The organism is Psychromonas arctica, from assembly GCF_038155225.1.
GTDB lineage: Bacteria > Pseudomonadota > Gammaproteobacteria > Enterobacterales > Psychromonadaceae > Psychromonas > Psychromonas arctica_B.
In genome coordinates this window covers 251,429-266,198 of record NZ_JBAKBA010000001.1, presented here as the reverse complement: position 1 = coordinate 266,198, position 14,770 = coordinate 251,429, and the positions used below count along the sequence as shown (strand labels likewise).

The 14,770-nt window shown below is 35.6% G+C and carries 14 protein-coding genes; 6 read left to right on the top strand and 8 right to left on the bottom strand.

Annotated features, from left to right (window positions below; translation table 11 throughout):
• Window positions 1-242: 242 nt before the first annotated feature.
• From V6255_RS01240 to V6255_RS01215, 6 genes are all read left to right on the top strand, one after another.
• Complete coding sequence (locus V6255_RS01240; protein ID WP_341626504.1) at window positions 243-797, top strand: BON domain-containing protein; 555 nt, start codon at window positions 243-245, stop codon at window positions 795-797.
• Between the two features lie 73 nt (window positions 798-870).
• Window positions 871-1,032, top strand: a complete 162-nt coding sequence (locus tag V6255_RS01235; protein WP_160064388.1) for a DUF1328 family protein — start codon at window positions 871-873, stop codon at window positions 1,030-1,032.
• Between the two features lie 17 nt (window positions 1,033-1,049).
• Window positions 1,050-1,244 carry a hypothetical protein gene (locus V6255_RS01230; RefSeq protein WP_341626503.1) on the top strand — a complete coding sequence of 65 codons (195 nt, stop codon included), beginning with the start codon at window positions 1,050-1,052 and terminating at the stop codon, window positions 1,242-1,244.
• Between the two features lie 179 nt (window positions 1,245-1,423).
• Window positions 1,424-1,855, top strand: coding sequence for a hemerythrin domain-containing protein (locus V6255_RS01225; RefSeq protein ID WP_341626502.1), 432 nt, complete (start codon window positions 1,424-1,426; stop codon window positions 1,853-1,855).
• A gap of 97 nt (window positions 1,856-1,952) precedes the next feature.
• On the top strand, window positions 1,953-3,575 hold the full coding sequence (locus tag V6255_RS01220) for a diacylglycerol kinase family protein (RefSeq protein ID WP_341626501.1): 1,623 nt from the start codon (window positions 1,953-1,955) through the stop codon (window positions 3,573-3,575).
• A gap of 569 nt (window positions 3,576-4,144) precedes the next feature.
• Window positions 4,145-5,491: a sigma-54 dependent transcriptional regulator gene (locus V6255_RS01215; RefSeq protein WP_341626500.1), complete on the top strand. Its 1,347-nt coding sequence runs from the start codon at window positions 4,145-4,147 to the stop codon at window positions 5,489-5,491.
• 138 nt (window positions 5,492-5,629) lie between these two features.
• Here V6255_RS01215 and V6255_RS01210 read toward each other — a convergent pair whose 3' ends face one another.
• The 8 genes from V6255_RS01210 to V6255_RS01175 form a co-directional block, all read right to left on the bottom strand.
• On the bottom strand, window positions 5,630-6,850 hold the full coding sequence (locus V6255_RS01210) for an AI-2E family transporter (RefSeq protein WP_341626499.1): 1,221 nt from the start codon (window positions 6,848-6,850) through the stop codon (window positions 5,630-5,632).
• A 242-nt stretch (window positions 6,851-7,092) separates the two neighbouring features.
• Window positions 7,093-7,377, bottom strand: coding sequence for a hypothetical protein (locus V6255_RS01205; protein ID WP_341626498.1), 285 nt, complete (start codon window positions 7,375-7,377; stop codon window positions 7,093-7,095).
• The gene (locus V6255_RS01200; RefSeq protein ID WP_341626497.1) at window positions 7,343-7,960 is read right to left on the bottom strand and encodes a hypothetical protein; all 618 of its coding nucleotides are present in this window, start codon (window positions 7,958-7,960) and stop codon (window positions 7,343-7,345) included. Before V6255_RS01200 ends, V6255_RS01205 begins: the two co-directional genes overlap by 35 nt.
• Before the next feature lie 22 nt (window positions 7,961-7,982).
• Entirely contained in the window at window positions 7,983-8,231 is a 249-nt protein-coding gene (locus V6255_RS01195) for a hypothetical protein (RefSeq protein WP_025565609.1), read from the bottom strand.
• Between the two features lie 630 nt (window positions 8,232-8,861).
• Entirely contained in the window at window positions 8,862-9,800 is a 939-nt protein-coding gene (locus V6255_RS01190; RefSeq protein WP_341626496.1) for an alpha-E domain-containing protein, read from the bottom strand.
• Between the two features lies 1 nt (window position 9,801).
• Window positions 9,802-11,256: a circularly permuted type 2 ATP-grasp protein gene (locus V6255_RS01185; protein WP_160064404.1), complete on the bottom strand. Its 1,455-nt coding sequence runs from the start codon at window positions 11,254-11,256 to the stop codon at window positions 9,802-9,804.
• A gap of 55 nt (window positions 11,257-11,311) precedes the next feature.
• Window positions 11,312-12,190, bottom strand: a complete 879-nt coding sequence (locus tag V6255_RS01180; RefSeq protein WP_341626495.1) for a transglutaminase family protein — start codon at window positions 12,188-12,190, stop codon at window positions 11,312-11,314.
• On the bottom strand, window positions 12,187-14,706 hold the full coding sequence (locus tag V6255_RS01175; protein WP_341626494.1) for a circularly permuted type 2 ATP-grasp protein: 2,520 nt from the start codon (window positions 14,704-14,706) through the stop codon (window positions 12,187-12,189). Before V6255_RS01175 ends, V6255_RS01180 begins: the two co-directional genes overlap by 4 nt.
• Window positions 14,707-14,770 lie beyond the last annotated feature (64 nt).

The following is a 14,770-nucleotide window of genomic DNA, read 5'->3' as shown; positions in this document are numbered from 1 at the left end:
AGGGGTGATTTTAACCAGCAAGAATGATCACCTTATTAATTCTTTTGGTATTAGTTAACACTCTCAATACTCCGCCTCCACTTAATAACTAAATCATTATTACATTCTCACTCTGTAAATAATTCACACTTTACCCTTTTTATTTTTCATAAAAACAAAAATAACCAATAAAAACAACAAGATAGAAAACTGGCACAGTAATGGCAATATACTTAATACACATCAAATAAAGGAGAAACAATATGAAGAGCATAAAAACAATCGCACTTTCAACGGTACTACTGACTTCATCAACTATTGCATTAGCAGATCAACAAAGTTGGAAAAATGAATCTCTTGATGCGTGGATAGATGGTAAAGCTGAAACAACTTTATTGTTAAACACTAACTTAAACTCATTTGATATTAATACTGATGTTCATAGCGGTGTTGTGACCTTAACTGGTGCGGTTGATAGCGACCTAGAAAAATCATTAGCTGGCGAATTAATCGCAGGGTTAGATGGCGTCAAAGAGGTAGAGAATGACTTATCTATTTTAGACGAAAACAACCAAGCTGATTTAGATGATAAAGCATTGTCAGCATTAACTGATGCCAAAATCACAACGGTTTTAAAAACACGATTCTTAATGGCTGAAGATGTTAGTGCAATGGATATTGAAGTAGAAACAACCAACAACGTTGTCTTGTTAACCGGTAAAGTGACCTCAGATACAGAACACGACTTAGCAATGAATATCGCGCGTAACACAGAAGATGTTACTAAGGTTATTGATAGACTTGAAATTATCCAATAAATAACATTCATTTCATTTTTGTAATGCACGTTTACAGAGCATTTAGTACCTCATATAAGTAAGGAGAAATCACATGATTCGCTGGGTATTTTTATTTCTCGTCATTGCCTTAATTTCAGCTGTATTTGGATTTGGTGGTATCGCTGGCGCAGCCGCTAGTATTGCTAAAATTATATTTTATCTGTTTGCAGTACTGTTTGTTATCTCAATTGTCGCCAACGTAATAAAACGCTAAAAATAGTAGGAGAAAAAATGACTAATATAAGATCTTATAAGCACTTTGCAGCAATTTCAGGTTTAGTACTAGCCCTCAGTGGTTGTACTGAAGGCCCTGCAGAAAAGGCTGGCGAAAAGATTGATGATGCATCAACTGATATTGGGAATAGTATTGAAGATACGTGTGAAGGTATAAAAGACACACTTAATGCAGATGATAAAGATTGTTAACATTTGTTATTAATTAACACCTGTTATTAATTAACATTTGCCATAAATAGAAGATCGAATAAATAATATTAATTATTCCTTCTTCTATTATTTTTCATTTTTAAATCTACAATATTCACAAGCATTAACTTGTACTCCCTAAAAAGTAAAAGAAACAAAACATAAAGGAGGAATAAACAATGAATAACATTTTTGAAGCATTAAGAGAGAGCCATCAAAAACAACGAATGTTAATGGAAGCTTTACTAAAAACATCAGGTGATTCATCAACCAGACGTGAGTTTTATACTGACTTAAAGAAAGAACTGAAGTTACATGCGATTGCAGAAGAGCGCAGCTTTTATGCACCATTAATCAAAGCAGATAAAACCGTTGAAATATCTCGTCATGGTATCGCTGAACATCATGAAATTGATAAGATAATTGAACAATTAGACAATACGGGATTCAGTTCATCAGGTTGGCTAACTATCATGCAGTCTCTACAGCATAAAGTCTCCCATCACCTTGAAGAAGAAGAGCAACGTTTCTTCCAAATGGCAGGTAAAGTATTCACTGAAAAACAGAAACACAACCTTGCTGAAGAATATATTGAGGAAATGGCGGTCTAATATTGCATCACTCAGGCTGCGCTATTAATACCAGCCTTGTTTTATTCACAGCTACCTTTCTTATTCATTCGCTAAGTTTATTCGCTAAGGAAATCCCATGTTTATTACTAAATATTACTTATTTAGCACGCTATTAAGCTTAGCGTTAGCTTGGTTTATTCCGCTGCTAATACTGAAAATATTATTTTCATGGGTAGCCCTTTCTTTAGCAATTGTAAGCCTTGCTTATTTATTTGATATCCCTTCAATTTTTAGAAAAAATAGTGACGGAAAAATACTATGGTGGATCCAATGGGCTTTCATCCCTTTTCTACTTGGCGTTAAAGCTTATAACGCGTGGGCAAGAAAGAATGATGAGGTTCCACCAATACAAAAAATAACCAATAACTTGTACCTTTCAAGACGCTTATTATCATCTGATTTAGCGTATTTAAAGTCAAAAAATATTGATTGTATTGTAGATGTCACAGCAGAATTCGCTGGCTTAGAAAGTGCAATGACAGATAAAAACTTTGATTACTTAACGATCCCAGTGTTAGACCACAAAGCCCCTTCTTTACATAAACTACGCCATGCGCTTTATTGGATTGATGTACAACTATCACAATCTCGTTCTGTGGTTATTCATTGTGCTTTAGGTCGTGGGCGATCTGTATTTGTCATGGCCGCTTATTTATTGAGTCGAGACCCATCATTAAGTGTTGATCAAGCATTAACTCAAATTCATTCTATTCGCAGCTCAGCGAATTTAAATAAGAAACAATACAAAGTACTAAGTGCAATTAGTAAACAACAAAAATTAAAACTACCCGAGCCAACGTGGATGATTGTTAACCCTGTTTCAGGTGGTGGTAAATGGCAACAATATAAACAGCAATTAATTCGACAGTTAAGTACAAAGTATCGTTTAAAAATAGTAGAAACGACGCCACAAACTTCAGCAACGGAACTCGCCAAGCAAGCTAAAGAAACAGGTGCAAATAAAGTAATTGTGTGTGGTGGAGACGGTACGGTAACTGAAGTGGCCAGCCAACTTATTGAATCAGATATAGTGCTTGGAATTGTCCCTTTTGGGACCACAAACGCTTTATGCCATGTACTTTACGGGTTAGCAGCAAAATACTCTCCAGTGAATGCAGCTTGTAATGCTATTTTATCTGAACAAGTTCGCACGATTGATACGGCAAAATGTAATGAACAATTGATGTTATTAGCCATGGGCATTGGCTTTGAACAGCAAATGATTTCATCTGCCAACAGAGAGAATAAAAATGAAAATGGGCAGTTTGCTTATTTAAATGGTTTTTTTAATGCAGTGGTTTCAAGTGAATCGCAACAGTTAAGTATTAAAATTAATGACAAAGCATACCAAGATTTAAATGTTCAAAGCTTAATGGTCGCTAATACCGCCCCATTCAGTACTTTATTAGCGCATGGTGGCGATGCACCAGAACCAGATGACGGTAAATTACACATGACTTATTTAGATAATACAGATTCATTTACCGAAACAGTGATTGCGCTATCTGATTTAGCGGCCTCTAGTTTAGGGTTGCAAGATAAGGCAAATCAGTTTCAATATTGTGACGGCAAGAAGATAGCGATCTCTGCAGATCATGAAATAGAATATGTTATAGACGGTGAAAACTATCGCGCTCAAAATATTGAAATAACCGTATTGCCATCGTCACTTAAGGTCTTTGCGGCATCGAATAAATAGAATCAACTCGTAACATGATGACAATGCGAGTCCTTATCGAATGTTACAACTCAGTATTGGTTATCGTGTTGGCGCCCCGTAGGGCAAATTGTTAGGCAACCATCTTCGTTCTTATAATATGTTATAAAGTGTTATAAAGTCTCGATTTAACCCGTTAGATCTTTACTTCTATGCCTAGATTTTATTTACCTTACGATTTTCTGATTTTTGCATCTTGAATGGTGACGGGTATATTTAATACCAATCTAAGTCATTATCTAGCCATTTATTTATCCAGATTGGTATAACGATAATATAAACATCGCTGCACATATCAAAAATAACTCTCAAGAGAGTAATACAGACCAATAAATAAACGTCTATTTAATCTACTTTTAAAAAATATAATACCGCCCTACCTAACGTCATCCCTTTTCATACATAGGTTGATCACTACTTTCCAAACTATTTCCTGCATATCAAATAAAGTGTACCAAATTATAAATTTGACAAAATTACAATTCATCGCGATTATGAACTTCCCCACCTGAAAAATTAAATGATGAATTCATTATCGTGAGAGCAAATTAATGCATAAATTAAGCTTGTTATTAAGCATCCAAAATAGCTCATTGCGCCAAGCTATATTAAATAATTCTGAATTAACCCAGTTTAATACAATTGAGCTGGAGGCCAACCAAGATTGGATCTCAGAGATCGAAACCATAGCACCTACCGTTGCAATTATTGGCGTAAATAGCTTTAGCTCTGAAGATTATCAAGCACTATCTAAGCTTGAAGCCTTGAATGAAATGGATTTAATTATCATCAGTTCTGGTGCTCCTAACCCTAATTTAGATAAATTAATGCAATTAGGGGCAATATTTCATTATCGCATGCCGGTTGATATAGAAATATTAGCCGAAACATTACAAGACGTACGACAATCCAACTTACCTAAAAGTACAGTTGGACAACAAGTATCCACCAGCGATTTAGACCAATTTGGTTTATTAATTGGATCTTCAAGCCCAATGCATAGGTTATATAGAACACTACGCCGTGTAGCAAAAACAGATGCATCTGTATTTATTATTGGGGAAAGTGGAGCAGGTAAAGAACTCGTTGCTCAAACCATTCATCAAGCAAGTGACCGAAGCCAACATCCTTTCATTGCCATTAACTGTGGAGCAATCAGTCCAGACTTAGTAGACAGTGAATTATTTGGCCATAATAAAGGTGCTTTTACTGGCGCTGACAAACCGCATGATGGTGTCTTTAAGCGCGCTGAAGGAGGCACTTTGTTTCTTGATGAAATTACTGAAATGCCTATTGAACATCAAGTAAAATTATTAAGAGTATTGGAAACAGGGGAATATCGTCGTGTTGGCGGAGAAACTGTACATATAGCGAATACACGTATTATTGCAGCAACCAACCGCGATCCTCAAACCGCGATTGATGAACAAGAACTAAGAGAAGATCTGTACTTTCGTTTAGCTCACTTCCCAATTAATGTGCCGCCTTTAAGAGAAAGAGGTAGTGATATTGTCGGTTTAGCAAAACATTTTATTGCTCATCAAAATGCTAAAGAAGTCAAAACGAAAACTATTCTAGAAGCAGCATTAGATAAAATTGCAGCTTACGATTGGCCTGGTAATGTAAGAGAATTAAAACACTCGATAGAAAGAGCATTTATTCTGTCTGATGATGTCATTAAAGAAGAGCATATTGTTTCTGATTCTCTTCAAGTAACCGGTGAAGATTCAACATTGAACGCATTAGTGCCGGTTGGTGTTGCTTTAGTCGCAATTGAAAAAGCAGCCATAGTGAATACCTTAGATAATAATGAAGGTAATAAAACTAAAACAGCGCAAGAGCTCGGTATCAGTGTAAAAACCCTTTACAACAAACTTGATAAATATGAAGTCACTTAATTAACAACCGTCACCAAACGATAAAGTGGTAAAGACTAAAACATTGAGAACACTACATTGTGAAAGGTTCTCAATGTTATTAAGTCGGTTTTATTTTCAAACCTGCTAAAGAGTATCAGTTTGAATATCCGCTTAATATCATCTTGCTCTTAACACCAAATGGCTTCGTCCAAATATATCTAAACGTTCTAATAAAGTGTTTAAACACACTAACAACGGCACACCAAGTAGCATCCCCATACTACCCCATAACCAGCCCCATAAAATTAACCACATAAAAATAATCAATGGATTTAGGTTAAATCGTCTCCCCAATAAAGTAGGGGTTACAAACTGACTTTCAGCCATATTAATCACTAAATAAGTCGCAATAATAATAAATGCATAGCTCATTGAATCAAATTGCACATAGGTAATAACACCAAAGCAAATCATAGAAATGAGAGGGCCTAAATAAGGTGCAAAATTCATAATGCCAGCGAGTGTGCCCCATAAAAAGGGGTCATCAACACCGAACATAAAAAATACACAGCCAACGACGATACCCAATGCAATATTAATTAGCGTCACAGTGCCAATATAACGAGAGAGATCTTTTTGAATAACTCTGACTAATTCCACAGTTTTACGTTTATTAGAGAGATGGTCAAATTGCATTAAAAAACCAGTAAATAAAGAACGACCATAACTGAGCATAAAATACGCCATAAAGAGCGAAATCATTAACTGAGTAATCGCTGTCGGAGTTGCAACGGCAATACTTTTAACCAAAGAAACAACCGTAGTACTTCGAAATTCCCCCACATTAGAGCTACTGACAATAGCCTCATTTAATGCAGAGCTTGCACCTGCGTTGTTCGTTGCATTAGTCACTTCTTGTGAAATATCTTTTACTAGTTCTGGAAGCTTTGACCACCACTGTTGAGCAGGCTCAGTTAATACCGCGACTCCTCCAAATAAAAGCCCAACAATCAAAAAAATAACACTCAACACCCCTATTGTTCTGGGAATACCGACTCTTTCTAAATAATTAACTAATGGGCTACATAACAGCGCAATAAACGTACTCACCATAACAGGTAATAATATGGATTTACCAAAGTAGATACAGCCAATAAGAACGATAATAAAAAAGAACCAAAAACCAATGCTATGTAAGGTTTTTCTATCTTTATTATCTTGCTTTATATCTAACTTATCTTGTTCAGTAGCTGATTCTTGTGAATCAATAGAGGATTCACTTTCATTTGTAGATGGCTTTTCAGATGAACTGATTTTGAGGTTGGTATCTTGACCGTCATTAATTTGAACTGCAGAGGAGGAGTCATTTATTTGATCGTTATTTTGCTTGTCCTTCAAATTATTTACTCCATTTTTACTTTGCTTGATTTAACTTTACTTGATTTAACTTTGCTTAGTTTAGCTTTGTTTAATTTAGCTTTACTTGGGTGAGCAGATCAGAACTTATCAAACTTAAACGCTTAAAGCGGTTAATTAGAATGTTCGTTTTACTTAATTTTTACCTAATATTTTTTACTTAAGCGCTTTTATTTAAGCACCTATGTTCAACACGTTATCTTTAGGTGCTTTGCAGAGTTGGTTTACTCGTTGCTTTTTGGAACGGTGTTATTTGAACTACGATGTTGATTAAAGTAATTTAAACCTAAAGAAGCGATAGGATATAAAGATCTGATTTTCGTTCGATATCTCGCGAGCAAAGCAGTCGCGATGGTTACTCCAATCGTCACGCCAAAAGGATGTTTTTGTGTTTTTTTTCTAACGGTGTGTAGCAATAAATTAAGCTTCAATTCACACTGTCTCGCTGAATCTTTACCTTCCAACCGTGTTAAGTTAATCGAATGATTTAGCTGCTTTAGAGATGACATCAGCGCCCTCCTTTAATTGAGCAATCGTTGCTTTGAAACCAAAGAATCGCATTAAATATTTTTGCCAGTAAGCTAGAGCCACCAACACTAACCCCATTGCAGATAAAAACATGCCAACTGCAATTAATAAATTAGAGGTCAAGCTATAAGCAATAATCCCAATGCAGATACAGATGCTAAATATAAAAAGAATCAGCAAAGGAATGAATAAAAGCTGGCAAACTGCAAAACGTTTAGCTGCTTCAACGTTGCGTAATATTTCAATAAAAAACAGTTTGATGGTGGATTCTGACCACTGACCAGCTTCTTGGGCTATTTTTGAGACCTTGTTAAATACATCCGTTATTTCATCAAATTTAACGCCTAAAGTTTCAGTATTGAACGTATCTGCATGTGGTACTTCTGCATCTACATTTTCATTACTTAACTTTTCAGAGCCTAACTGTTGACTGTCTAACGATTCATTATCTGACTCTTGATCATTTAACTGATCATTTAACTGATCATTATCTAACAAAGCATCTTGTTGAGTACCTTGAGAGGTTTTATTTTGATTCGACATATTTTGCTTATTTTCCATCATAAAACCTCTCCGGTGACTGCATTTATTTTATCAATTTCGAAACCGCCCATCCGGCTAAAAATGCACAACCGATGCTCAATAGTGGACGCTCTTTAATGATATTTTCAGCTTGGTTTGTCACTGACTTAACTTTTTCAGAACCTTCACTTAACGATTCTTGCGCTTTATTTTTTAAAGAGTGAACGGCTTCAGAAGTCGCTTCTTCAGCTAAATGATATGCTTCTTCGATTTTTTGTTGTGACTCTTGAGTTTTTGCTTTTGGTGTAGCCATTTTAAATCTCCTTAATTACAGAATGTATAATATGATTTCACGCTAACAATAGGGTTATACAACTGTCTATCAACGTTACTAATGAAAGTGACTAAGATAAACATCCCTAAATATTTGTTATTCTCTTTTAACGTTGCGAAAGCCATGCCAAATTTACAAATAGATTGATAAAAAATATAAGTAACTGATAAATAATAATTTTATTTTAATCTTTAGATGAAAGGTTAATATCCTTAAAAAGAGAATATTGTATTTTCTACCGATATCAAGAAGTGACCATGTAAAAGTTACTCAGTAAATGTCTAAAGCTAAATATAAGAAGTCATTAATGTTTTTAAGGTAGATATTTCGGCATGAATACTAGTCGAGTAGAGCTTAAAAATGATGCCTTACTTGTCAAAGCTATTATTAGGTGGTATGTTTCACTGCTATTTTTTAGGTTTACACATTTTAAGTCTAGGTAACCATTTTTTGAAAATTCCATGCCTAAAACGCCTAGATAATCAGTTTTGGAAAATGACTAATGAAGTGAGAGCAAACACCTTTCTAACTTATTATTGTTAGTCTTAGTATCGTATTTTTATAACGTACAATATTTGATCACTTCATTCGTTTTATTCTTTTATTCTTTTATTCAGTCACTTCAGGTGGCTTTAAGAAGTATGACTCTGCTAGTTCATTATGGAGCCCTGCTAACTTAATTTGTACTTGATCAATGTAATCATGTAAATCACTATTTTTAAGTGCTCTTACATCTTTATTTTTTAATTCCTGAATGACTTCATCGATTAATTTAATCAACTCTACAGAATGGATAAGGGGTTCCATTAGCTGTTTTAGCTCATATAAACAGAATAAAATCGAGCGAGGGAAAACTTCACTGTGCATAATAAATTCTATAACGTCAGCACGTTGTACACGTACTCCCATTTGCTGGCGATACATTTGATACGCACTCATTGAGCGTAATAAACTAATCCATTGAATATTCTCATAGGGTTTAGCTTCGTCACTGGTAATTAATGTCGCAGAACGAATATCCAAAATACGAGAGGTCATATCGGCACGTTCGATCATTAAACCAAATCGAATAAAAACATAACCTTGATCATGATTAATTGTGGCATCTAATGTACCGAATATCATATGAGTAGATTCAATGATTTTCTTTAAATAAGCAAATCGACCACGCTTACTCAACCCTTCGTTTTGATTATCTTTAACATAGTAATATAAAGAATTAATCTCTTCCCATACATCTCTTGGTATCACATCACGAATAGTACGTGCACTTTCACGCGCAGAGATAATCGAGTTAAGAATTGACGAGTTATTATCATGCCCAACTAACAAGTAGCGTAAGGCTTTCGATTCAGAAAAGTCGGTATGGTTTTCTTGATATGCTTGTCGCACACCAATAATGTCAATTAAAGGCTCCCACCCTGTACTCACACCTTTAGGTAAATCCATAATCAACATGTTATTAACATTAATTAAACGCGCTACATTTTCTGCACGTTCAATATAGCGAGACACCCAATATAAAGTTTCACATACTCTTGATAACATATTATTTCGCCTCTTCGTCAACAATCCAAGTATCTTTACTACCACCACCTTGTGATGAATTCACCACCAAGGAACCTTTCACCATGGCAACACGTGTTAAACCACCCGTTGTTACTTGAGTGTCTTTACCCGATGATAAAATAAAAGGCCTTAAGTCAGCATGACGACCATCAGGTTCAATGCCATCTAAGGTTGGTACAGTAGACAAATCTAATGTAGGTTGAGCTACCCAGTTTCTTGGGTCTGCTTTAATTTGTGCAATGGTTTCTTGCTGCTGCTTTTTAGTCGACTTAGGTCCAATTAATAAACCGTAACCACCTGATTCATTAGCAGGTTTAATCACCAACTTATCGATGTTTTTAATAACATGGTCACACTCTTTTGGATCCATGCACTTAAAAGTTGGAACATTAGCCAGTTTTGCATCTTCGCCTAAGTAATACTTGATCATCTCAGGCACATAAGCGTAAACAACTTTATCATCCGCAACACCCGCACCAGGTGCATTAACTAAAGCAACATTACCTTTAGACCAAGCTCGCATTAAGCCAGGAACGCCTAATTGAGAATCAGGTAAGAACGCTTCTGGATCTAAAAACAGATCATCAATTCGACGATAAATAACATCGACTCGTTGTAAACCAGTGATTGTTCTCATGTACACACAATCATCTTTTTCTACGACTAAATCTCTGCCTTCGACCAATTCACAACCCATCTCTTGAGCCAGATAACAATGTTCAAAATAAGCAGAATTAAAGACACCAGGTGTTAATACAACCACTTCAGGTTTATCTTGAGGACGTGGAGACATTGCCGCTAACATATCAAACAGTTGCGAAGGATAATCATCGACAGGCAAGATTGAAACTTGCTCAAATAATTCGGGGAAAACACGTTTCATTACTGAACGGTTTTCAAGCATATATGATACACCGGAAGGAACACGTAAATTATCTTCCAGTACATACATAGTACCACTACCATCTCGGACTAAATCAGAGCCACAAATATGTGCCCATATTTTATTAGGAGGATTAATACCGACACATTGAGAGCGAAAATTAACAGATTTTTCTAATAAACCTTTTGGAAAAATACCGTCCTTTATAATTTTTTGGTCATGGTATAAATCATCAATAAATAGATTCAACGCTTCAACACGTTGTTTCAAGCCGACCTCTATACCTTGCCATTCTTTTTTGCCAATAGTACGAGGAATAATATCAAAGGGCCATGCCCTATCTATCATGTTTCCTTCATCGTAAACCGTAAAGCTAATACCCATTTCTTTAATCGCTAAATCTGCAACTGCTCTTGCTTTTGTTAATTCTTCTCCTGATAAGCTAGAAAAAAATTGAGCTAATTGCTTCCCGTGTAATCTGACGTTTCCTTTTCCATCAATTAATTCATCAAAAAACCCATTTGTGTTATACGCTTTCCAATCAATTCCCATACACTGTTCCGCCTTTTTCATTATTAACTTATATAAAAATATAAAGTTGTAAAAATTACTCTAATCGAATCATATCTACCGCTACATCTAATTGCTGAGAACCACCACCAAACACAACTCCTTTTAAAGGAGTGACATCAGAAAAATCTCGTCCAACGGCTAAAGTGATATGTTGGTCAGTGGGTAAAACGTTGTTAGTAGGATCAAAATCAACCCAGCCTACACCAGGGAAAAACACAGCGAACCAAGCATGCGTTGCATCGGCACCTTCTAATTTTTCTTCACCTTCGGGCGGCATTGTTTCAATGTATCCACTAACATATCTTCCAGCTAATCCCATACTACGTAAGCAAGCTAGTGCAAAGTGTGCAAAGTCTTGGCAAACGCCCCTTTTTTGTGCAAAAACAACACTTAAAGGCGTGCTAATCGTAGTAAAACCAGGATCATAATAAAATTCATGAAAAATTCGTGCCATTAAGTGATTACATGCATCAATTAAATTTTTCTTAGGTGTAAAAGACACTAAAGCATAATCTTTAATTCCCTCATCTAGAGGCGTAAGCTGCGATGGCAAAGTAAATTCAGACGCTTTTAATAGTTCTGTTGTATTGGGTTTCACTAGCAAATCACGAACTTTTTCCCACGTAATATCAAGGTCATTTAAATTGTTATTCGCCCCTATCAGTAGTTCAACTTCACTGATCATGGTGACTGTTAATATTTTATGTTGAGTAGCAATTTCAAAAACAGTCACATTATTATTAAAATAGTCCGTAAACTGACGTAAGTAGTTTGTCGGAGGATAAATTTCAATGCGACTGTGATGGCATATTTGTCCACGATCCGTTTTCGGTGTTAAGCGGGCTTGGTTTTGACACAAGCTTACAAAGTCCGTGTAATGGTATGTGGTGGTATGTTTTATTTTATATTTCACGATTGAGCTTGTTCAATGTTGGTCCAGTTTAATTTATTAGCTGTTTGCGTATGAGAGAAGTATTGTAGTAGTAATACATCACAAAAAGTATCTAAGTTCATACGAATATTATGGCTAAATTCTATTAATTGTTGACGCTGCCCCTCAACACTTTTTTGTAGATAATCTTTTTCAGTTAAATAACAAGTTGTTTTAGATAACAAAATTGCTTTTTCGTGTGCAGCAATGAGTCCAGGTCGACGTTTAGTTGGGAGGTGTTGGCAAAGTTGATTAATTTGCTCTAACTGAAAAAGTAGCGATCGTGGATATTCCGCATCCAATAATAATAACTCTAATCCGGTCCCGATACTTTGGTACATACGATAACGACGCTTATGTGTCACTAAACTTACTTGGCAACTCAATACCGCTTCTATTAAACCAATCTCTTCTGATTCATCTAGCTCTTCGGTCAATAACGCAGAACTTAATGACGTTATTTGAATACTTCGTTCAATCCGACGGCCAATTTCTAATAAGAACCAACCATTACTATTAGGCATACAATCCGCAATTGAGCCATTAAAGGCCATGATAGATCCTATGATTCTATCCAGCATGCTTTGCATCGCACGAGTGGAAATGTTGATGTTAATATTTTTTAGTAGTTGAACCTGCGTATTAATATCATCAATCATTCTTCGACTGTCATGAGATAATAGCTCACGAGTTTGTACTGCAGCATTCGACAGGTATTTAAGTGTATTAATGATACTGCCTGCACATTGTTCATCAGCTAACAATTGGAAGGCCACTTGCTTGGATAATAGAGGATCAAAGTCATCTAATTTTGCTTGTTGTTCTATATATGGATATACAATGTGTTGTGTGCGAATGGCATTTGAAAATCGACCGACAATATTTAGTCGAGTTGCATCTGGAGAGATAGCCAGTTCAGTGTATCTATCTATAAAAATACGCAAAATACGCACGGTATTTTCACATCTTTCTAAATATCGTCCTAACCAAAATAAATGCTCTGCAGTTCTACTAGAAATAACACCTTCTAATAGAGTTACATCCATTCTTTTTTTGATTGGATTAGGTACATTGTGTAGGTCTAAATCAGTCTTATCTGCGGTATTTATCCAAGTATCTTTAATCCAACCAGACACATTTGGATCATTACTTATCTCATTAGAAAAACATAAAGCAGAAGGTAATACTTCAACACCATTTTTAGTTGTTAAAGCATAACACCTAAAAATAACGGGTTTAGCAATTAGCTTTCCATCATCCCAAAAAGGGGCAGTACTAAAAATAGGTTTATCTTGAAAGTAATAGTTATCAGGCTCCTCATCAATCAATAAGGTGATTTTATCCACATCTTTAGTACCATCTAACTTAACCCGTTTATTTTTATAACTGACGAACTCAAGTAAATCCCAATCTAACGCTTTAGCTTGCTCTACATTATAATAATTAGGCTCACCGATAATAAGCGGCTTATTTAAAAGCTGTTCCGATAATTTCGCTAAATTGCATTGAATTACTGGTGACGATAACACCCCACTACCAAATGGATTTAAGACTTTAACCGATCCTTCACGTACTGCCTGTAATAACCCTGGAATGCCATGTAATGAATATTCGGTTTGCTCTAATGAATCGATAAAGCGATCGGCTACCCAGCGAATAATGACATTGATTTTGCCTAAACCTTGTAATGATTTTAAACAAACTTCACCATTACGTACGGTCAAATCGGCACTTTGCACTAAGGTATAGCCAAAGTATGCAGATAAAAAAGCATGTTCATTATAATTTGGGTCATCACTACCTTGAGTCAGAATAACGACTCTAGGATCTTCCATATATTGAGTATATTCGTTAATGCCTTCTTGGAAATGCTTCAAGAAACCTTTAATTTGCTGAACATTACACTCTGCAAATTCTTCAGCCATAATACGACGAGCAATAATACGGCTTTCAACTAATAACCCCATACCTAAAGGACATTGGCAATGATCCGCCAGTACTTTGAATTCACCAGAAGGCGTTCTGTAGACATCAAGCGCAGTAAAAAATAACTTTAACTCTTCAGGAGGAAGACTAAAGCCCTCACGAAGGTAATTACTATCTTGATATAATTGTTGTGCTGAAATATGCCCATCAAGTAATAACTTTTGTTCTCCGTAAATATCCTGCTGAATTTTGTTTAATAAAATGGTTCTTTGTTTAATGCCCTCTTCCAGTAAAGCCCACTCTGATTTAGAGAACATAAAAGGTAAGGGATCAAAATGCCACTGAGATTGACTTTCGAGGTTAGTATTACCATTTTGTAATAGTTGACTAATTTCTATGGCACGGCTGCTAATATCTTCAGCTGTTAAACTATCTAGTCGATTAAATAAGGTATCCCACTGTTCAGGTGAATCACCGCCATGATTAGCCAGTTCGTCATGAACATGAGGGGTTTTCAGATATAAGGACAGCCATTTAGGCAATGCCGACATAGAGTGGTTTTTAATATACAAGCTGAAAGTGCTCCATTTGATAGTCAGTGACCATCATCATATAACGGAAGTAAGAAGTAATGAA